General features: G+C 66.4%; 24 protein-coding genes. 13 read left to right on the top strand and 11 right to left on the bottom strand.

The window, feature by feature from the left end; genetic code table 11:
• Positions 1-178: 178 nt before the first annotated feature.
• On the bottom strand, positions 179-1180 hold the full coding sequence (locus AV929_RS17210; RefSeq protein ID WP_064288826.1) for a glycerophosphodiester phosphodiesterase: 1002 nt from the start codon (positions 1178-1180) through the stop codon (positions 179-181).
• 117 nt (positions 1181-1297) lie between these two features.
• Positions 1298-2305: a deoxyhypusine synthase gene (locus AV929_RS17205; protein ID WP_023843388.1), complete on the bottom strand. Its 1008-nt coding sequence runs from the start codon at positions 2303-2305 to the stop codon at positions 1298-1300.
• A 203-nt stretch (positions 2306-2508) separates the two neighbouring features.
• Between AV929_RS17205 and AV929_RS17200 the strand changes: the two genes are divergently transcribed.
• Positions 2509-3201 (top strand): AzlC family ABC transporter permease, encoded by a 693-nt coding sequence (locus AV929_RS17200; RefSeq protein ID WP_050036967.1) that lies wholly within the window; start codon positions 2509-2511, stop codon positions 3199-3201.
• Positions 3191-3520 (top strand): AzlD domain-containing protein, encoded by a 330-nt coding sequence (locus tag AV929_RS17195; protein WP_014041122.1) that lies wholly within the window; start codon positions 3191-3193, stop codon positions 3518-3520. Before AV929_RS17200 ends, AV929_RS17195 begins: the two co-directional genes overlap by 11 nt.
• Here the strand turns inward: AV929_RS17195 and AV929_RS17190 are convergent, their stop codons facing one another.
• From AV929_RS17190 to AV929_RS17175, 4 genes are all read right to left on the bottom strand, one after another.
• Complete coding sequence (locus AV929_RS17190; protein WP_014041123.1) at positions 3521-4084, bottom strand: SprT-like domain-containing protein; 564 nt, start codon at positions 4082-4084, stop codon at positions 3521-3523.
• Positions 4085-4088: 4 nt separating this feature from the next.
• Entirely contained in the window at positions 4089-4856 is a 768-nt protein-coding gene (locus AV929_RS17185) for a Nif3-like dinuclear metal center hexameric protein (protein ID WP_064288825.1), read from the bottom strand.
• 51 nt (positions 4857-4907) lie between these two features.
• The gene (locus AV929_RS17180) at positions 4908-5651 is read right to left on the bottom strand and encodes a hypothetical protein (RefSeq protein ID WP_050036970.1); all 744 of its coding nucleotides are present in this window, start codon (positions 5649-5651) and stop codon (positions 4908-4910) included.
• Between the two features lie 133 nt (positions 5652-5784).
• Entirely contained in the window at positions 5785-6756 is a 972-nt protein-coding gene (locus AV929_RS17175) for an alpha/beta fold hydrolase (RefSeq protein ID WP_064288824.1), read from the bottom strand.
• Between the two features lie 104 nt (positions 6757-6860).
• Here AV929_RS17175 and AV929_RS17170 point away from each other — a divergent pair, with 104 nt between their 5' ends.
• Positions 6861-7886 (top strand): amidohydrolase family protein, encoded by a 1026-nt coding sequence (locus AV929_RS17170; RefSeq protein ID WP_064288823.1) that lies wholly within the window; start codon positions 6861-6863, stop codon positions 7884-7886.
• A gap of 36 nt (positions 7887-7922) precedes the next feature.
• Here AV929_RS17170 and speB read toward each other — a convergent pair whose 3' ends face one another.
• Both speB and AV929_RS17160 read right to left on the bottom strand, forming a co-directional pair.
• Positions 7923-8726 carry an agmatinase gene (speB, locus tag AV929_RS17165; protein WP_014041128.1) on the bottom strand — a complete coding sequence of 268 codons (804 nt, stop codon included), beginning with the start codon at positions 8724-8726 and terminating at the stop codon, positions 7923-7925.
• Between the two features lie 2 nt (positions 8727-8728).
• Positions 8729-9109 carry a translation initiation factor IF-5A gene (locus tag AV929_RS17160; RefSeq protein ID WP_004515075.1) on the bottom strand — a complete coding sequence of 127 codons (381 nt, stop codon included), beginning with the start codon at positions 9107-9109 and terminating at the stop codon, positions 8729-8731.
• A gap of 183 nt (positions 9110-9292) precedes the next feature.
• Here AV929_RS17160 and AV929_RS17155 point away from each other — a divergent pair, with 183 nt between their 5' ends.
• From AV929_RS17155 to AV929_RS17125, 7 genes are all read left to right on the top strand, one after another.
• Positions 9293-9931: an HAD family hydrolase gene (locus AV929_RS17155; RefSeq protein ID WP_050007758.1), complete on the top strand. Its 639-nt coding sequence runs from the start codon at positions 9293-9295 to the stop codon at positions 9929-9931.
• Positions 9925-10848: a CobD/CbiB family cobalamin biosynthesis protein gene (locus AV929_RS17150; protein WP_023843390.1), complete on the top strand. Its 924-nt coding sequence runs from the start codon at positions 9925-9927 to the stop codon at positions 10846-10848. Before AV929_RS17155 ends, AV929_RS17150 begins: the two co-directional genes overlap by 7 nt.
• Positions 10839-11642 carry an adenosylcobinamide-GDP ribazoletransferase gene (gene cobS / locus AV929_RS17145; RefSeq protein WP_050036976.1) on the top strand — a complete coding sequence of 268 codons (804 nt, stop codon included), beginning with the start codon at positions 10839-10841 and terminating at the stop codon, positions 11640-11642. Before AV929_RS17150 ends, cobS begins: the two co-directional genes overlap by 10 nt.
• Complete coding sequence (locus tag AV929_RS17140) at positions 11642-12181, top strand: NTP transferase domain-containing protein (protein WP_175055163.1); 540 nt, start codon at positions 11642-11644, stop codon at positions 12179-12181. Before cobS ends, AV929_RS17140 begins: the two co-directional genes overlap by 1 nt.
• 64 nt (positions 12182-12245) lie before the next feature.
• Positions 12246-13304 (top strand): threonine-phosphate decarboxylase CobD, encoded by a 1059-nt coding sequence (cobD, locus tag AV929_RS17135; RefSeq protein WP_064288822.1) that lies wholly within the window; start codon positions 12246-12248, stop codon positions 13302-13304.
• Positions 13297-14013, top strand: a complete 717-nt coding sequence (locus AV929_RS17130) for an adenosylcobinamide amidohydrolase (protein WP_064288821.1) — start codon at positions 13297-13299, stop codon at positions 14011-14013. Before cobD ends, AV929_RS17130 begins: the two co-directional genes overlap by 8 nt.
• Positions 14014-14082: 69 nt before the next feature.
• Positions 14083-14733: a cob(I)yrinic acid a,c-diamide adenosyltransferase gene (locus tag AV929_RS17125; RefSeq protein WP_008308206.1), complete on the top strand. Its 651-nt coding sequence runs from the start codon at positions 14083-14085 to the stop codon at positions 14731-14733.
• Here AV929_RS17125 and AV929_RS22680 read toward each other — a convergent pair.
• Together AV929_RS22680 and AV929_RS17115 are read right to left on the bottom strand one after the other, a co-directional pair.
• Positions 14730-15008: a hypothetical protein gene (locus AV929_RS22680; RefSeq protein WP_014041135.1), complete on the bottom strand. Its 279-nt coding sequence runs from the start codon at positions 15006-15008 to the stop codon at positions 14730-14732. The two genes, AV929_RS17125 and AV929_RS22680, sit on opposite strands and share 4 nt — an antisense overlap.
• A gap of 158 nt (positions 15009-15166) precedes the next feature.
• Positions 15167-15808 (bottom strand): SatD family protein, encoded by a 642-nt coding sequence (locus AV929_RS17115; RefSeq protein WP_014041136.1) that lies wholly within the window; start codon positions 15806-15808, stop codon positions 15167-15169.
• A gap of 168 nt (positions 15809-15976) precedes the next feature.
• Between AV929_RS17115 and AV929_RS17110 the strand changes: the two genes are divergently transcribed.
• The 3 genes from AV929_RS17110 to AV929_RS17100 are packed head-to-tail and all read left to right on the top strand — an operon-like array spanning position 15977 to position 18837.
• The gene (locus AV929_RS17110) at positions 15977-17455 is read left to right on the top strand and encodes a cobyric acid synthase (protein ID WP_014041137.1); all 1479 of its coding nucleotides are present in this window, start codon (positions 15977-15979) and stop codon (positions 17453-17455) included.
• Between the two features lie 60 nt (positions 17456-17515).
• On the top strand, positions 17516-18283 hold the full coding sequence (locus AV929_RS17105; RefSeq protein ID WP_014041138.1) for an AAA family ATPase: 768 nt from the start codon (positions 17516-17518) through the stop codon (positions 18281-18283).
• On the top strand, positions 18280-18837 hold the full coding sequence (locus tag AV929_RS17100) for a hypothetical protein (RefSeq protein ID WP_014041139.1): 558 nt from the start codon (positions 18280-18282) through the stop codon (positions 18835-18837). Before AV929_RS17105 ends, AV929_RS17100 begins: the two co-directional genes overlap by 4 nt.
• A 207-nt stretch (positions 18838-19044) precedes the next feature.
• Here the strand turns inward: AV929_RS17100 and AV929_RS17095 are convergent, their stop codons facing one another.
• Positions 19045-19278 (bottom strand): HTH domain-containing protein, encoded by a 234-nt coding sequence (locus AV929_RS17095; RefSeq protein WP_008308192.1) that lies wholly within the window; start codon positions 19276-19278, stop codon positions 19045-19047.
• Positions 19279-19461: the final 183 nt, after the last annotated feature.

Below are 19461 nucleotides of genomic sequence, written 5' to 3'. Positions count from 1 at the left end.
GCTGCCGGGTTGTCGGCTTCATCCACACCCCTGAAGGGGTGGGCCTTCGCCTTGCTCCCGCTGTAAGCACTGCATGAGCGACCGTAGGGAGCGGAGAAGCGCACAACGAGGCCCTCGACCGGAGCCGGCCGGGGCTTTCTGGCTCTTTGAGGAAACACAACGAAAACGAGATCCGCCGTCAGTCCTGAACGGAGAGCACGCTGGGGTAGTCAGAGATAAGCCCGTCGACGCCGGCCCGGACCAGTTCGCGGGCCTGATACCACGTACTGACCGTCCAGACGTTCAGGTCCCGGTCTTCGTCGGCAGCGACGTCGACGAGGTCGATATCGCTCAGATCGGACTCGATGTAGCCGTCGTCGTTGAAGAAGGGCGTTCCCTGAACCATGTTCCGAGGGACGTGCATCGCGTCACAGTCGTAGCGGCGGGTAATTTCCAGCCCTGCCTCGATGTCATTCCAGAAGAGGCAGGCAATGGGAATCGAGTCGTCGTAGTCGCGGACGGTCGCGAGCGCGGCCTCGTAGAACGACGAGACGAGGATGTCGTTGTCGTACTCGCTGACGAGGTCGAGCGCGCGCTCGGTGTAGGGCCGCCACACCGCTCGCTGCGCCGACAGCGCCTGGTCCGGCAGCGACTCAGCGAAACGGAGGTCCTGACTGCCGGGGTTCTTGAACTCCAGATTGACGGCGACGCTCGGCGGAATCGAGTCCATGACCGTTTCGAGCGTCGGGACCGTCTCCCCGGTGCCGAGAACAGTCGCACTGGTCACAGTATCGGTGTCGGTCTCGAAGACGAGCCCGTCAGCGTCGGTCAGACCGCGCTCGCCGCCGTCACGCTCGGCCAGCCCGTCGTCGTGAAAGGTGACGAGCGTGCCGTCGGCCGTTGGCACGACATCGACCTCGATCATGTCGGCGCGTCGGTGGGCCGTCTGGGCTCCCGGACCGCCGAACGAGGACGCCTCGACGGCCAGTTCCGTGTTCTCCGGGTAGACGCCGGCGAATCCGCGGTGAGCGATGAGCGTCGTGTCGTCAGTCATCGCTTTGCGCTCGCTGTCGTCGGTGTCACTGTTGGTTGTGTCAGTATCATCCGATTCCTGGGGCGTTGCGCTCCCCACGAGTCCCGCGCTCGCCAGCGTCGCCGCTGTCCCTCCGACGAACGTCCGTCGGCCGATGTACCGTGACATGCTAGGTACGGCTGCCGAGCGGTTGTGAAAGACCGTTTATATGAGGGATATATGCCTCTCAGTAGACGTGCCCCACAATGTCCAGACCTGTCGCCGTCTACGGCGGCGTGGTCACGCTTACGCGCTGTGCCGCTCGCGGGCCGCGGCCACGACCAGCGGGAGTGTAATCGTCGCGTCGGCATACACCGAGACATTCCGGGCGTCCTTTTCAAGCTTCCCCCACGAGCGGGCCTCGTCGAGCGTCGCGCCGGAGAGGCCGCCGGTGTTCGATGGGTCCATCGTCAACTGGACGGCGTAGTCGTAGGCATCGGGCGAGACCAGCATCGTCTGGAGGACGTAGTTCTTCGGGACGCCGCCGCCGACGACCATCGCTCCCGCGCTATCGGCTTCGTATGCGATGTCCGTGATCTGTGTCATGTCCGCCAGCGCGTCGACGGTGAACTCGCTGGTCTGGGAGTACATCCACGCCTGCAGCCCCAGCACGGAGTCCTGAAAGGCCGGGCAGTACACCGGCACGTCGTTCTCGTAGGCCGCCGCCAGCACGCCAGCGTCCTCGGGCACGTCCTCGCGCTCGTTGACCTCGCTGTTGGCTCGGCCCAGTTCCTCCGTCATGCGCTGGATCGAGACCGCGCCCTCGTCTTCCAGCGTCGAGAACACCTCGTCCCGGAGGTGGTTCTCGAACAGGGCGAAATGCTCCTGGGGGAGGTAGACGTTGTAGATCCGGTCGACGCCCTCGTCACGGAGCGTCTCGTCGTGTTCGCGCTCCGTTTGCCCCTCGGGTGTCACCTCGCCGTGGTGGTGCTTGCCGCCGATGGCCTCGATGCTGTCGTGGGTGCAGTTCGCGCCCGTCGTCACGAGTACGTCGATGTGGCCGTCGCGGATGAGTTCGCTGACGATGGCCCGCATCCCGGTCGGGACCATCGCGCCGGCCAGCCCGAAGAAGGTCGTCACGTCGTCGTCGAGCATCTCGCTGTAGATGTCGACGGCCTCGTGGATGTCGTTCGCGCCGATGCCGGCCTCGCCGTAGCTGTCAGCCAGTTCGCCGACCGTCATTCCGGCCCGGGCTTCCGCGTGCCCGATCGGATCGTGATGGAACGTCTCCCGCTCGTCGGTGTGGTCGCTCATTACAATGCAGTCGAATGGCGTCGGGTTTCAACGTCGTGGTTCGCCGTGACGGGTAGAGGCCGTTGTCGACGTGCCGTCACACCCCGCGGACGGCCATGCATCGACGTGCCGTCACACACCGCGGACGGCCCATGCATCGACGTGCCGTCACACACCGCGGCTGAAACGGAGGGCTTAGACGCCCCTGCGTTGGATTGGGAGCTATGGATACTGCTGCGTTCAGGCGCGGCGTTCGGGATGTTGCGCCGCTGTTGCTAGGAATTATTCCGTTTGGCCTCGTTGCCGGCATCGCGACCGTCAACGCCGGACTGGGGCTGCCGACCGCAGTCGGGCTGTCGGTGGTCGTCTTCGCCGGCGCATCACAGCTCGCGGCGCTGGAACTGCTGGGACAGAACGCTCCGCTGACGGTCGTTGTCGCGACAGCCGTCGTCATCAACCTCCGGCTTCTGATGTACTCGGCGTCGATTGCCCCGTACTTTCGGGAATTCACTGGTCGGTGGAAGGCGGTGCTCGCCTACGTGTTGACCGACCAGGCGTACGCGCTGTCGGTCGCCAGCTACCGGTCCGACCGTGAGACGGACCGGAAGTGGTACTACCTCGGCGTCGCCGTGACGCTCTGGGCGGTGTGGCAGGTCACGACTATCGCGGGGGCGCTACTCGGGACCGGCGTCCCGGACGCCTGGGGTCTCGAATTCGCTATCCCGCTGGTCTTCCTCGCGATTCTGGTCCCTGCAATCGAGGACGCAGCGACCGGCATCGCCGCTGTCGTCGGTGGAACCGTCGCCGTCGTCGGCGCTGGCCTCCCGCTCAATCTCGGACTGCTCGTCGCGGCCGGGGTTGGCATCACGGCTGGCGTTCTCACGGAATCCGCCACGGGAGGGACCGATGGCGACTAATTACGGCCCGGTTGAGATAGCCGGTGTCGTCGCTGTCATCGGCGTGTTGACCTACGCCTGTCGCCTCTCGTTCATCGCGCTGTTCGGTCGGCTGGACGAAATTCCGCCGGTCGTCGAGCGGGTGTTGCGGTTCGTCCCCGCCGCCGTCCTCGCCGCGCTTGTTCTCCCCTCGTTCGTGACACTCGACGCCGGTAGTTTCGCCGCGGACAAGTTCGTCGCCGGAGCGCTCGCGGCAGGCGTCGCCTGGCGGACCGAGGACGTGTTCGCGACAATGGTGACCGGGATGGGCGTCCTCTGGGCCATCAGGTTCCTGCTGTAGTCAGCTCAGTTCCAGCGAGGCCCCACAGCAGTCAGACCGGTACTGCTCGCGTCGCTCGACGAGCTTGCAGTCCTGATAGCGGCGGGCGACGAGGTCCCCACACGCCCCGCAGGTGAGGACGTGCTTGGGATCGGAGAAGGCCGGACAGTGGACGTCGGTGTCGAGCTGGTCGGCCCGTTCTTGAAACGCCCGGCCGTGGTCGGTCGTCCCGTCGCGCTGATATTGCTCGACGTGAATGAGTTCGTGGCGCAGTGTTGCCTCCCAGGCGTCCCGCTCGAAGGCCGAAAAGGCGTCCCAGGTCAGCGACACCGTACATCGAAGCGGGCGGCCGTCGCTCCCGTCGACGCTGTCCCAGTCGTACCGCTCGCCGACGGTGGCGTCGTCCAGTTTCGACCGCTTGACTGCGGCGGCCCGACGCTTGGCTCGGTGGGACACTGCCCAGTCGACGAGGTCGAACCGAACCGAGACGCCCTGCTCGCGGCGGACCCCGCGACAGTACTGTTGCGACCAAGCGATGAGGTCCGCATCCGAGCTAACGCCCTCGAACGAAACGACATCTGCCATCGCCTTAGAGGCCGGTCGGGCAGTCGATGTAGGTCGTCTCCAGCCCCCAGTCCTCGACGACGGTCTGGAGCGACTGAACGCCGAACGTCTCCGTCGCGTAGTGGCCGGCGAGAATGACGTGGAGTCCCTGCTCGCGCGCCTCGTGGAAGGCCTGCTGTTTCCCCTCGCCAGTGATGAGCACGTCGGCGTCCGTCTCGACCGCCTCTTGCAGCCAGTCGACGCCGCTGCCAGTGACGATGGCGACGTCCTCGACAGTCGACGGGCCGAAATCAAGCACTTGAATTGGCTGTCCGCCAGTATCCAGATTTCCTTCGAGGGTTTCGGCGAGTTCGGAGACCGTCTGTGGTTCTTGGAGGGAGCCACGCTGGCCGATGTGCTCGCCGCCCATCGATCCGAACGGCGCACGGTTGTCGAGGTCCAGCAGGTCCGCGACGCCGGCGGCGTTGCCAAGCGATTGATGGCCGTCTAGCGGGAGATGCGCGACGTACAGCGCGAGGTCGTTGTCGATCAGCGGTGCGACCCGGCGGTAGTTGGTTTCCGTCACGCGCTCCATCTCGCCCCAGACGATGCCGTGGTGGGTCACGAGCAGGTCAGCGCCCGCGTCGGCGGCGCGGTCGATGGTCTCGACGGCCGCATCTACTGCGAAAGCGACGTGCTCGACCGGCTGGCTCGCCGGCCCGACCTGCAGACCGTTCGGACTGGCGTCGATGTCGGCGTAGGCCTCGATGTCGAGTCTGTCGTCGAGACGCGTCGCGATGTCGCCTGCGTTCATGGCGCGGACTTCGAGATGACCGGTGGTATGTTTTTCTCTACCGGCGACGGGCTACCCATCCGATTCGACCAGCTGGCCGTTTTCCTGACCGATGAGGTCCCGGTCCACCGCGGCGTCGATGATGGCGTCGAACTGCTCCCCGTCGATGTCGTAGGCGTTGACCGCGACCTCGCGGATTTCCGCGCGGTCAACGGGCATCTCACGGTTCTGGAGGAGGCGCATCACCTTGTTGTACTCCAGTTTCGTCAGCGAGGGGCCGTCAGCGCTGTCGTCGCTGTCCGTACCGCGTTCGGTGTCCTCGCTCCCAGTGTTCGCCGCCGAGTCATTCGACTCGGTCGGCTCCGCCGCTTGTCCGTCCGTGGTGTCCGATGCCGCCGGGTTCGTCGCATCTGGCTCCGCAGTCGCCTCCGTCGTCGCCGCTGACTGCGCCGACTGTTCCTGTCCCGCCGCGCTCGCGCCGTCGTCGCCCAGCAGCGAGCCGTCATCGGCCGGCTCGACCACGCTGTCGGTGGTCGCCTGTGCGTCGCCTGCCGTCGTTCCAGAATCGTCCAGTAGCCCCGGCGGCTCCGTGGTCCCGGCGTCGCCAGTCGTTTCCGCTGTCTCGCGGGCGTCCGCCTTCGCCGCCTCGACGGCCGGTTCGACGATGGTTGCGAGCTTCTCTCGGCAGGTCGAGCAGAGAACGACCGTCCCCTGCTTCTCGGCTTCCGGGTCCAGCGATTTCGGGATAATCGGATATTCGGAGAGCGAGACATCGAGCGCGCCGCCACAGAAGTAACACGACGATAGCTGGTCCATGCTCCCAACCGAGATGGCCTGTTTACTAAAAGACTACTTGCTGTGTCGGATGCCGAGCAAGTGGTGACGGACACGGCGGTCCGAACAGCACTGACGCTGAGCGATTGTTTGCGGTGTATTATAACGAAAACGCTCAGTTATCGAAGAACCCACGGACCAGTCCAGCGACTTCATCACCCGGTTCCAGCCACGGCGTATGACCGTGTCCCGGGAGTTCGTGGAACTCGGCGTCGGGCATCTTCTCGGCGACGGGGCGACCGACGTCAGGCGGATAGAAGGCGTCCTCCGTCCCCCAGACGAACTGCGTCGGGCAGTCGATTCCAACGATTTCGTCCCTGATGTCGAACAACGGGTGGACACGGCCGTACGAGCCCTGTGCGGTCGCTAGCGACCGCTGGCTTTCCGGCCGGCCGGGCAGATCCTGGCCGGCGGCGAGCAGTTCGTAGAACACGTCCGGTATCGCTGCGGCGTCAACGACGTTGACCCGCTGCATCGACTGCCTCGCGTTCTCGACTGGGTCACCACGGCTGAGCAGCCACAGCAGCACGCGGTTGAGGCCGCGAACCGTCAGCAGGCGAAACAGGAGCGGGAGGTCCCGCGAGACGCCGCCCGGCGCGCCGATCAGTTGCAGTCGGTCCACACAGTCGTGGTCGATTGCGAGCAGAAGCGACTGCAGGCCGCCGTGAGAGTTCCCGGCGACGTGTGGACGGTCGATAGCGAGGTCGTCGAGCAGTTCCAGCAAGTATGCGACCAGAAACGAACGGAGGTCCCGGTCCCGGTAGCTCGGCGCGGCTGAGAGGCCGAGGCCGGGCCGGTCGGGAGCGTACACGCGGTACTCGTCGGTGAGCGCCGGGAACAGCGGGAGCCACGTCGCTGCTGGCGTTCCGACACCGTGGAGCAGAAGTACGGGGTCGCCGTCCTGATTCCCACCGACCAGATAGTGAACGCGACCCGCGGCGTCCGTCTCGGTCACTCTGGACTCGACGGAGTGGTCGTAGTGGTCCACAAGACGGGCCTGTGCGTCCGCGTATCGGCGCTCGGCCGGATGGGACCAGTCGTCTGGCGACAGCGCGCGGTCCTCGGAAACTGTGGTACTACCACTCATACCCGAACTGTCCGGCGCCGTCCGCATCAGTCTACCGCGGCCAGTGCTACATGGCAAGATTGCGCCTCCATGAGACACATATAGCTCCGCTTCCTCGCACCCACATGGAGGCTATCGAAGGAACCGTCCTTGCCGGGCGGTCGTTCGAGCCGGTCCACGGCAGCGTTGTCGTCGAGGACGGCTACATAACGGCCATCGAGGAGACGTCCGAGCGCGAGAGCGACCACGACCGCATTGTCTTGCCGGCGTTCGTGAACGCCCACACGCACGTCGGCGACTCAGTCGCCAAGGAGGCCGCTGTCGGTCTTGGCTTGGAGGAGGCAGTGGTGCCACCGGACAGCCTGAAACACCAGCAGATCGCAGCGGCCGATGACGAGACGCTGATTGCCGCGATGCACCGCACACTTCGATTCATGCAGCGAACCGGCACCGCGGCGTTTCTCGACTTCCGGGAGTTCGGCGTCGACGGGGCACGGGCACTACGCGAGGCCGCCGAGGGACTCAATATCGAGGACTTCATCTTCGGGAGCGATGACACTGCGGTGCTGGACGTGGCCGACGGGTTCGGTGCCAGCGGCGCGAACGACGACGATTTCACCGCCCGGCGGACCGCCACCGAGGAGCGCGGGGCCCCGTTCGCTATCCACGCCGGCGAACCGGACGCCACTGACATACACCCGGCGCTGGATCTGGAGCCGGAGTTGCTGGTCCACATGGTCCATGCCGAAGCAGAACACCTCGAACGGGTGGCCGATCAGGACGTCCCTATCGCGGTCTGTCCCCGTGCGAACCGCGTCCTTGAGGTCGGCCGACCGCCGATTGAGACGCTTCTGGAGTACACTGACGTGGCACTCGGGACTGATAATGTGATGCTCAATGCACCATCCATGTTCCGTGAGATGGAGTACACCGCGAAGACGTTTGACCTCCCCTCGCGGACGGTGCTTCGGATGGCCACGACCGCTGGGGCCGAAGCGGTCGGCCTCGACTGCGGTGTCATCGAACCCGGCCGCCGGGCCGCACTGCTGGTCCTCGACGGCGACTCAGACAACCTCTCGGCTGTCGCCGACCCAGTCGACGCGGTTGTCCGGCGAGCGTCGCCGCTGGACATCCACCGAGTTGTCTGCTGAGGCCGACGGCGGGAATATTCCCCGATACATCTCGGATTAGCGCTGGTCCGCGTGGGCGAACACGAACGCCCGGAGGAGTTTCGCGGCCAGCGTCGCCGTCTGACCGTCGTCGCGGTCGTTGACCTCCACTACGTCGAAGCCGACGGTCTGCGGTGCGACGGCTCGGACCACGGTGTGCATCTCCCGCGGGTCGAGGCCGAACGGTTCCGGCGTCCCGGTGCCCGGCGCGAACCCGGGGTCGGCGGCGTCGATGTCGACTGAGAGGTACACCCGCTCGTCGTCGAACGCAGGCGACCAGTCGGCCACGTCCTCGGGCGGGACGACGGTCACATCGGGTTCGTTCGCGCGGTCCCATTCGGCTTCCGAGCCAGTGCGTGCGCCCAGCACAATCGCTTCGTCAGCCACCGAGAGCGCGTGGTGGGTCACCGTCGCGTGGGAGTACTCGTCGCCGGCGTAGGACTCGCGCAGGTCGAGATGCGCGTCCAGACAGACGAACACGTCTGGATCGAGCGCACGCACGCCGGCCACAGAGACGGTGTGTTCGCCGCCGACGACGAGCGGGACGGCCCCCTCGCTCTCGAAATCCGAGAGAGTGCCCTGGAGGAAAGTGAGGTACTCGGCAACGTCGGCCGTGGGGCCGATGTCGCCGTGATCGTAGACGGAACAGTCAGTGAAGTGCTGGTCGGTGCGGTGGTCGTAATCGTCGAACTGCTGGCCGAACTGGCGGACGCGGCGTGGGCCAAAGCGTGCACCGGGGCGAAACGACGTCGACGCGTCGAGTGGCGCGCCCACGAGCGCGTAGTCGGCCGCCCCGCGGTCGGCCCCCGCACCGGGCAACATCGTTACGAGCGTGTGATCTTGCGCTGTTCCTCGTACTGGAGGTACTCGATTTCGTCGTCAGGCTGGAGGTCGATGTCCTCGGGGACCCGCATCGTGAACGTGTCGTAGGTGTCGAGGTCCATCACCTGTGCGTCGTTGCCGTCCGTGGAAACGACCTGCCCCTGCTTTCGGTTGACAATCGGGACCCAGACCTTCGCGTCGACGGGCTGGGACAGCGAGCGCTTCTTGCCGTCGAAAACGCCCTTGGCGTCGATTCGGGCCTTGGCGCTGCCGTGCTTGCCCGGCTTGGCCGTGCTGTAGGAGTTAATCTTACACGGCGTGTCTTCGATCATGACGTAGCTTCCCTCGTCGAGCTCTCGAACTTCGGTCTGCTCTCTTGCCATACCGCCGGATTACCCCTGTTTGGGTATAAACGGTTTGGAATGCCGCAGGCCAGGTCTGTCGCTGGGCTCGTCCGAGGTAACGAGTCCTCCAGCGGCCGGAACTCCTCGACAGCAGCCCGACTCCCACAGCAGTTCCCACGTCTACCCCCACAGTTCAAGTGAGCTTGCACTAACCACACGGGTGTGGCACTCTCGTTCGACCTGTTCGGGACGCTCGTAGCGGCAGACCGGCCGTCAGAGCCGTGGGACGCCGTTGCGGAGACGCTTTCGGCCCGGTCGGTTCGGGTGCCGGACGACTGGGAGGACGCCTATCGCTCGGCCCACCGCGAGTACGACCGCGGCCGGGAAGCGCCGCTGGACGAACACGTTCGACTGGCGCTTGCCAGCCGCGGAGTCGAGGTTGCCGAGGAGACGGCGACCGAGGTCGTCCTCGATGCCTTCGACAGCCCGGTGACGGTCCGCGAGGGAGCCATCGAAGCGCTGGACGCCGCAGCACAGCGTGGCCCGGTCGCTGTCTGTTCGAACTGCAGTGTCCCTGGATTGGTCGAGCGAACGCTGGAGCGAGCGGCCATCGAGAATCAGAGCGGCCACGCGTTCGACGCCGTCGTCACCAGCGTCGACTGCGGCTGGCGGAAGCCGCATCCGACCATTTTCCAGTCGACCGCCGACGCACTCGACGTGGCGCTTGCCGACCTCGTCCACGTCGGCGACGACGCCCGAACGGACGGCGGCGCGGGCCGCGTGGGCGCGCAGTCGATGTTACTGGAAGACCACCCGCTACCGGCGATAGCCGAGAAGCTCCGGGAGGGAACGCTGTGTTGAGCGCGCTGGCGGTGGCCGTCGCCGGCGGGCTGGAACTCGCAATCGGTGAGCCACCGACCCGATTGCATCCCGTTGCGTGGTTCGGACGACTCGTCGGGGCGGTCGACCGCGAGTGGGACCACCCGCTTGCGGTCGGGGCGCTCGCCGCGGCGCTGTTGCCGCTCGGAGCCGCCACGGTGGTCGGCGCGACTGTCGCGCTCGCCGCCGGCCGCGCGCCCCTCGCCGCCGTCGCGCTCGCCGGCCTCGCGCTGTTCCTGACCACGAGCCTCCGCAGTCTCCTCTCGACCGCTCGGGGCGTCATCGCCGACACCGAGGCCGACCTCGCGGCTGCTCGGGACGGGCTGCTCGCACTCGCTGGCCGCGACGCCAGCGCGCTCTCTGCGGGCGAGGTTCGCAGCGCCGCCGTCGAGAGCGCGTCGGAGAACCTCGCCGACGGCCTCGTCGCGTCGCTGGCCGCGTTCGTCCTGGGCGGGCTCGCCGCTGCGGGCGTCGGCCTTCTACCGCTTCCCGTCGCTGCCGGGACAGCGGCGTGGATCAAGGCCGTCAACACGATGGACTCGATGCTTGGCTACCGCTCGAAACGCGTCGGGACGCCTGCGGCGCGGCTCGACGACGCCGTGATGTGGCTCCCGGCGCGGGCGAGTGCGCTCCTGCTCGCCGTCGCCTGCGGGTCGCCCCGGTCGGTGGCCCAGGCCCGGGACTGGCTGGACGGCGTTCCCTCGCCGAACTCCGGGTGGCCGATGGGGACGGCCGCCGCGGCGCTGGACGTTCGACTCGAAAAGCCCGGCGTGTACGTCCTCAACCCCACGAGACACCTCCCCGATGTGGCGACAGCCCAGCGTAGCGTCACGCGGGTTGGCGTCGCCGGGGTGCTGGCGTATCTGCTGGCCGGTCTGGGGGTGCTCGCGTGGTTCTGACCGCGGTCCGGGGGGCGCTCGGCTTCCTCTCACGGCTCCCGGTCGGCCACAGCGAACGGGCATGGGACGCCTTCGTCGGGACGCCGGCGGCGTTCCCGATGGCCGGCTACGTCGTCGGCGGCCTCGTCGCGCTCCCGTTCCTCGCCGCCGGCCTGCTCCCGGCCCCGGTCGTCGCCGCGGCCTACCTCGGAGCCGTCGTCCTCGTCGCCGGCGTCAACCACGCCGACGGCCTCGCGGACCTCGGGGACGCCGCCGTCGTCCACGGCGACCCCGCGGAGCGCCGCGAGGTGATGCGGGACACGACTGTCGGCGTCGGGGCCGTCCTCGCGCTGGGGACCGTCCTCCTCGCGCTGGCGCTGGCCGCGCTGGCCGCTGCCGGGCTCCCGCCGCTGGTCGCTGTCGCGCTGGTCCTCGCCGCCGAGGTGGGGGCGAAACTCGCGATGGCGACGCTGGCCTGCGTCGGACGCCCGAGCCACGAGGGATTCGGGTCGACGGTTATCAACGGGAACAGCCCACGCCACCTCGTCGGCTCGCTCGCCATCGCACTCCCGGCCGCTGTCGTCGCCGTTCCAGCAACCGCAGTCGTCGTTCTCACCGGCCCGCTGCTCGCTCTTGGCCTCTCTGGCTGGGCGAACCGCCGACTGGGCGGCGTCAGCGGCGACACGTTCGGCGCGGCCAACGAACTCACGCGCGCTGTCGCGCTCCACGTCGGCGTCGCCGCGTGGTCGCTCTTCGGCGGCGTCCGGTCGGTACCGCTCGTCGACTGGGAGGTGCTCGCATGGACGCTCTGGTGATGTGTGGCGGGCGCGGGACGCGGCTGGACACCGAGGCCGAGAAACCGCTCTTTCGGGTCGGCGGTGTCCCGATGGTCGACCGGGTCGTCGGCGCACTGGAAGACAGTTCCGTTGAAAGAGTTATCGCTGTAACGTCGCCGAACGCACCGGAAACGCAGTCACATCTGGACGTGCCCTGTATCGAGACGCCGGGCGAGGGATACGTCGCGGACCTCGACGCGGCGCTGGCCGACGGCCGACTCGCCCGGCCGGTGCTGACCGTCGCCGCCGACCTGCCGCTGCTTGACGGCGAGATAGTTGACCGTGTTCTCGACGAGCACGACGGGGGGTCGCTGACGGTCCTGGTCCCGGCTTCGCTGAAGCGTGCCCTCGGCGTGAGCGACGACACGGCGTTCGACAACGGAGGTCGGGAGGTCGCGCCGACAGGCGTCAACGTCGTCGGCGATGGCCCCGACGACGCCTGGCTCGCGCGGGACCGACGCGTCGCGGTCAACGTCAACACGCTCGCTGACGCGCGCGTGGCTGAGCAATGGCTGTAACGACGTGGGGCGGAGGCCAACCGCCGCGAAACCTTCTCCACACCGCCCGCCGTAGCCCCCGTCAATGGACCCTGATTCGGTCGAGGGCTTGCGAGCGAGTGGCGGCAACGGGGCCGAGGACGCCATCGGGCCGGACGGGCGCGTCCCACACGGCAGCAGCGACGACCCGGACCTGCTGGATTTCAGCGCGAACACGAACCCCCGCGTCCCGCCGGACGCCGCGAAGACGTACCGGGAAGCGTTCGAGGCCGCCCGCTCGTATCCGGCGGACGACTACCCCGAGTTCCGGGCGGCCGCGGCGGCCTTCGTCGACTGCGAGCCGGAGCAGGTGATACCCACGGCCGGCGGCCTCGAAGCGATTCGCCTGGCGATCCAGACGACGGTCCGGGCCGGCGACAGCGTGCTCGTCCCGTATCCCAGTTTCGGTGAGTACGCCCGCGAGGTCCGGCTCCAGGACGGGACGCCGGAGTTCGTCCCACACAACGACCTGCTGACCGCCGACCCGGACGGTCATGCGCTCGCCATCGTCTGCAACCCGAACAATCCGACCGGCGAAGCGGCCGACCCGTCGGCGCTCCGAGCCTTCGCCGACGACTGTCTCTCTGCTGGGACGACACTGCTGGTCGACGAAGCCTTTCTCGGCTTTACCGACGAGCAGTCGCTGGCGGGCCGTGAGGGCGTCATCGTCGCGCGCTCGCTGACGAAACTGTTCGGCCTCCCCGGCGTCCGGATGGGCTACGCCGTCGGAGCGGGCGCGGCCAGGGACCGCCTCGCCACCGCACGCCGCGCCTGGTCGATGAGCGCGCCGGCGGCCGCGGTCGGCACGCACTGCTACGGGCAACGCGAGTTCGTTGCGGAGACGAAGGCCCGTGTCGCCGACGAGCGAGCCCGTATGCGGGACCGACTCGCGGCACGGTTCGACGTGTTCCCCTCCGATGCGCCGTTCCTGTTGTTGTCGGTCAGCGACGCCGACGAGTCTGTCGACGACATCCTTGCCTCGGCTCGCGAGGCTGGTATCGCACTCCGGGACGCCCGAACCTTCCGCGGGCTGGACTCGCACATCCGCGTCGCCGTCAGAGCCCCCGAAGAAAACGACCGGCTGCTGGACGCGCTGGATGTTTGAGACGACCGTCGAAGATGGTGTCTGTCAGGTCCGCCGCGAGGGTGCCAACTGGCTCTCGACGGCGTGGGACGGGGGCTACCGGACCGCAGACGCCGTCTACAACGTCACCGTACCCGAGGGGTTCGAGCGGACCGACCTCGACGCCTACCGCGCGGAGCGACTGTCCGCGACCGGTTTCCCCCTCGGCCCGGCGCTGCTCACCGGCGTGCATATGGAGCACGCCCGCTGTGTCCGGAGCGGCCCGGTGTCGGTGCTGGCGACCGCGGGCCTCTCGAACCCCGCGGCGTTGCCGATGTCGGGAGCAGACGAAGCGGTCGACTCCGACGGAACAGCATCGAATCCGGCAGACAGCCCCGACTGGCGTCCCGGCACGGTCAATCTCGTCGCCGGCGTCGACCGCGCGCTGGACGACGGTGCGCTGGCAACGCTACTCGCCACGGCTGTCGAAGCGAAGGCCGCGACGCTACTCGACGCAGCGGGCGTGCCCGGAACCACCTCGGACGCAGCCATCATCGGCTGTGTCCCGAGCGCTGAGTCCGCACCGTTCGCCGGCAGCGCAACAGAAATCGGGGCCGCCGCTCGCGTCTGTGTCCGCGACGCTATCCGGTCGAGTCTCGCCGCCCGCTACGACGGCGACAGCCTGCCGACCGTCGACGACGCGGCGTACGGCGTCGTCACCGACCGTGAGACGGAGGTGTTCGAGCCGTGAAAAAGCCGTTTATCACACGACATTCCCGGAGACCAAACGGCTAAACAGAATCCGGTCGAACAGACGGGTATGAGCGATAACACGGCCGGACCGACCGCCGAGCCCATCAGTCCAAGCGCGCCCGAGGAGTTCGGACTGGTCCAGGTCTGGTGGGGCGATGGCAAGGGCAAGACGACCGCGGCGCTTGGGATGGCGACCCGCGCCGTCGGCCACGGCTACCGCGTCCACCTCCTGCAGTTCATGAAGGGCGGGACCAGCACCGTCGAAGACGTGCGCGGCGAGTACAACGCGATTGCCGCCCTGCCGGGCTTCTCATACGAGAACGCGGGCCACTACGGCTGGCACGGCTTCCTCGACGGCAGCGAGGACGACGAGCACGAGGCCCGTGCGAAAGGCGCACTCGACCGGGCACAGGAACTCGTTCAGGCCAGCGCCGACGCCGACCTCTCGACGCCGCGGGACGCCGACGGGCCGCCAGAGGAGGGCGTCAATATGCTCGTCTTCGACGAGATTCTCTACGCCGCGAACCGCGGCCTCGTCGATCCGGCGGACGTGATTGGGCTCATCGAAGCAAAGCCCGACGACCTCGAACTGGTCCTGACGGGCGGGCACGAGCGACCAGAATTTCTGACCGACCATGCCGATCTCATAACGGAAGTCAACAAGGAGAAACACCCCATCGACGCCGGGCAGGGCGCGCGGAAGGGAACGGAGTTCTAGAGGGTTCCAAGCAGATAGTCAAGACAGACGCCGAAGACTAGCGAGTACGTCACGTTGGCGATACTCCCCGTGAGATAATACGTCGTGTTCCCACTGGAGATGTCTTGCCAGCGGACAATTGACTTTGCAGTGAACACCAGCCCTAGTGCCGTGTATGCGCCGAGTAGCGTCAACGTGAGTATCAGAATATTCTCTACTTTCCCGACCGCACGTCCCGTATCCGCTTCTTTTTCACTCACATCGGCACCGGCGTATTGGAGAGCAGCGGATACCATGGTCCCACTTGTCGACAGCAACAGAGCGTACCCGGCACCAACTACGACCGCTGAGCGAAATGAGATAGACGAAATCAAATCACCGGTCGCCCAGACAAGACCAAGAATAGCACCGACTGTGACTACGGCCGACGCTGGTGTCCGCCAACTCACAGAACTCATTCCCAGACCTCTGTCATGGCCGCTTCAAGATTTGCTTCGGTTGACAGTACCATCTCCGCCTTTGCCCGCGAAAGCGTCTGTGAGACGGCCTGAATCGAGACGTCTCGGTCGTCAGCCAACGCCTGCATACTCTTTCTTTCGCGGTACTCACGGACGATCGACGCCTGGTGTGGCGTCCATTCCTGTTTCCACGCAAACAGCAGGTGTATCTGGTCGGCAAGCAGCGAAAGTAGCCAAGACTTCACGACAGGATCGTGCAGCGCAACGGCCCGACCGTTTTCCGTGATGTCAGCTAGCAACGTATCTGCTTTGTGGAACGCAGGGCCATCCATCTCTGAAACCTCGCTCGTTGTCATCCCCACGTCAACTTCTCCGTGGACAACCGCAAACCGAATCGCAGTCGGGTGTATCGATTCGGTGATTTCCCGGATAGCGCGGTAAGCATGTCCAGGGTTTCTGATGACTCCTCCGACCTCGTCAACCCCCTTCAACACCGAGAACGGCGCAACCGTCTGGTCGGCGAGTGCGTCGGTCGCTCGTGACACGCCCTGATTGAGCGCCGCTCGCAACGCCTCTCTATCTGTGACCGACCGTGACTCGATGACATCACCGATGATGACGCACCATCGCTCCGCCATAGTCATCGACTCAACCCGATATCGTTTACTTGTTTCGGTTAAACCGTTTCACGTTGAGTACCGTGTGAACGGCTAATCCGGATTCAGTTGATTGGGCAGTGTTAAATCGATATGGGTTTAGTGATCTGAGCGAAAGACACCAGTGCGTTCGTCTCCCAACACAGCCTAATGGCCCACACGCTGCTGGTCGCCGGAACGGCGAGCCACGTCGGCAAGTCGACCGTCGCGGCCGGGCTCTGTCGCTATCTGGCCGACCGTGGTGTCTCGGTCGCACCGTTCAAAGCCCAGAATATGAGCAACAACGCCCGGGCGACACCCGGCGGCGAAGTCGGCGTCTCGCAGTACGTCCAGGCCCGCGCGGCCGGCGTCGCGCCGTCAACCGACCACAATCCGGTACTCCTGAAACCGCGAGGGGACGGCGAATCCCAGCTCATTCTGGATGGCGAGGCGGTCGGGCATTTCGAGGCCCGTGGATACTACGACGAGCACTGGGAGGACGCGCTGGACACCGCCCGCGCGGCCCACGACCGACTCGCCCGGTCCCACGACGTGATTGTCGCCGAGGGCGCGGGATCGATTGCCGAAATCAATCTGCACGACCGCGACCTGGCGAACGTCGAGACGGCGCGTTTCGCCGACGCCGACATCCTCCTCGTCGCCGACATCGAGCGCGGCGGCGTGTTCGCCTCGCTCGTCGGGACGTTGGAACTGGTTCCCGACGACATCCGGGACCAGGTGGCCGGCGCGGTCATCACGAAGTTCCGCGGCGACCGCTCGCTGCTTGACCCCGGCATCGACGAGTTCGAGGACCGGACCGGCGTGCCCGTCGTCGGCGTGATTCCCTACGACGACCCCGGACTCCCCGAAGAGGACAGCGTTGCGCTGCCGCCGGTCGGCGAGCGGTCCGTCGTCGGCGCTGACGATGGCGTCCCCGACGACGGGAGTGTTACTGTCGCCGTGCCGCGACTCCCGCGCATCTCGAACTTCACTGACCTCCAGCCACTCGCCCGCGAACCCGGCGTCAGGGTCGCGTACGTCCCACCCGAAGCCGCCCTCGACGACGCCGACGCGGTGGTCCTGCCGGGGAGCAAGAACACGGTCGACGACCTGCTGACGCTCACCGACGCTGGCTTTGATGGCCGCCTCCAGTCGTTCGACGGCCCCGTCGTCGGCCTCTGTGGCGGCTACCAGATGCTCGGGGAGGAAATCACGAACGCCGCAATCGAGGGGACCGGCGACGCGGACCGCGTCGAGGGTCTGGGCTTGCTCCCGGTGACGACGGAATTCAGCGAGTCGAAGACAGTCGAACACGTCCGGCGGGACCTCCGTGGCGTCGGCCCGCTTTCCGGGGCGAGCGGGACTGTCGAGGGCTACGAGATCCACATGGGCGACTCGACGCTGACCGACGAGGCGGCCCGGCCGTTCGACGGCGACGGGGCGGCGACCGACAGCGTTCTCGGCACATACCTCCACGACCTCTTCGTCAACGAGAGTGCCAGAGGTGCCTTCGTGCGAAATGCGTTCGAGAGTGCTGGTGTTAACTCCCCAGCGGCAAACGAGCGAGAGAGCGGCGACCCGTACGAGCGAGCCGCCGGCCTCGTCGCCGACCATGTCGACCTCGGCCCGCTCGGACTGGCCGATTGGTGACCGTTTGATACTTCTTCAAATTCCGGAAATTTATATACATCTAGCTCGCAATATTCTCCAATGGTCGAAGTGTTCGCGGTCGCCAGTGGGAAGGGCGGGACTGGCAAGACGACGAGCACCGTCGCCCTCGGGATGGCGCTGGCCGACCGCTACGACGTGACGGTGGTCGACGCCGACACGGGGATGGCGAACCTCCTCTTTCACGCCGGCCTCTCCGACGCCGAGACGACGCTGCACGACGTCCTGGCCGACGACGCGCCCGTTGAGGCGGCCACGTACGACCGGTTCGGGCTGACCGTCGTTCCCTGTGGAACGAGCCTGGACGGTTTCAGAGACGCCGACCCGGACCGCCTTCGAGACGTGGTTGCGACGCTTGCAGAAGATACTGACATCATCCTCCTCGATTCGCCGCCAGCGCTCGACAGCCGGACCGCCGTCCTTCCCATCGTGCTAGCCGACCGCATCGTCGTCGTCCTCCAGCCGACGATCCCCGCCATCTCGGACGGGCTGAAGGTCCAGGAGTACGCGACGACCTACGACACGGACGTTGCGGGCCTCCTGTTCAACAAGGTCCGCGAGTCCGAATCCATCGAACAAGTCTCAGAGAAGACCGAGCGGTACTTCGACGGGCCGACGCTGGCCGCGGTCCCCGAAAGCGAGCGGGCCCGTGAGGCACGCCGTGCTGGCCGGCCGCTCCTTGCCCACGCCCCCGAATGCGAGGCGTCGACGGCCTACCGAGAGGCCGCCGAATCGCTTACCGTGCGGGATGGGGCGGCCGCCGACGCTGCCGACCGGTTCCAGAGCGCCGTCATCCCCGAGTCACTATGAAGTTGCCCCGCGGCCGACTCGACAAGTCCCGCGTCGTCACGGACCCGCGGGACACGCTCGCCGACGTGCTCGACCGCGAACTGACCGGCTATGCCGTCTTCGAGTCCCAGGAGACGCTCCTGCTTGACGGCGAGGGCCGGGGCGTCATCACGTTCACCGATGGCGTGCCGGTGCTGGCCTACCACACCGGCACGGACCGCGGCGGTCCGCCGGCGCTCGCGGACCTCGCCATTCCCGGGCCGTACCACGTCTCGTTGTACACGCTTGACGCCGCTGACCTCGAATCGGCACACGAAGCAGCCGACCTCCGAGTCCCACCCGGGATGCCCGCCGAACGGCTGGGCGGCGACCCGGCGCTGGCCGACAGTACGCGACGGGCGGCTCCCGACGAGCGGCTGCCAGCGATGGGCGACGGCGACGCGGCAGCAGCCGAGGACGGAACCACCGAACAGAGTGCCGTCGAAGCGTTCCTTGACGACGCCGAGAAAATCGAAGCCATCAAACAGCAGGCGCGCTCGGAGGCCCGCGAACGTGCTCAGCAGTGGGAGTTCTGAATGGTCCCGCTTGCGTGGGGTTCTATACAGCCAGCCATGAGATCAGTCTGCTTTGCTACAGGTCTTCAGTGTGTCCGTCGTGACACGGCCCCAATCCCACTCCAAGAGTAAACCGCCTGACGGCACCGTCGCATAGTTGTAGCGATGTACCGATCTGTGTCGACTCCGAAGTCGGTACTATCGGGAAATAGTCGACAACAATCCGCATCAATCCGCTCGCACGGGGATCCACCACACCCGCGACCGGCCCCCGACTTTCTTGCTCGTGATATCCGTCTCCGATTCGAGGTCGTGGAGTTTGTTCAGCGCAGTCCGTCGCGAACAGCCGAGTCTGTCCGCTACCTCCGACGCCGTGAGTGGCTCCGCGTAATCGTTTCGGTGTCTGAACACCTCGATAACGTCCGATTCAGTGTACTGAATCTCCCGTCCAGGCGGAGACATACTTCTGTCAACGATTGCCACATACTTATACTGTCGGCTATTATTTCATTCTGGGTGAAAGTATAGAAACACAGCCCGTTGTTGTCGCAAAACGAACCCGGACGTCGGATCAGAATAGCATGAACGTTCTAAGCTGTTACAGCCCCTGTAACATGTGTTGTGTCCCGAAACAGTTACAGCGAA

Source organism: Haloarcula sp. K1, from assembly GCF_001647155.1.
GTDB lineage: Archaea > Halobacteriota > Halobacteria > Halobacteriales > Haloarculaceae > Haloarcula > Haloarcula hispanica.
The sequence above is the reverse complement of the archived record's forward strand: the minus strand, read 5'-3'. Positions and strand labels throughout refer to the sequence as shown.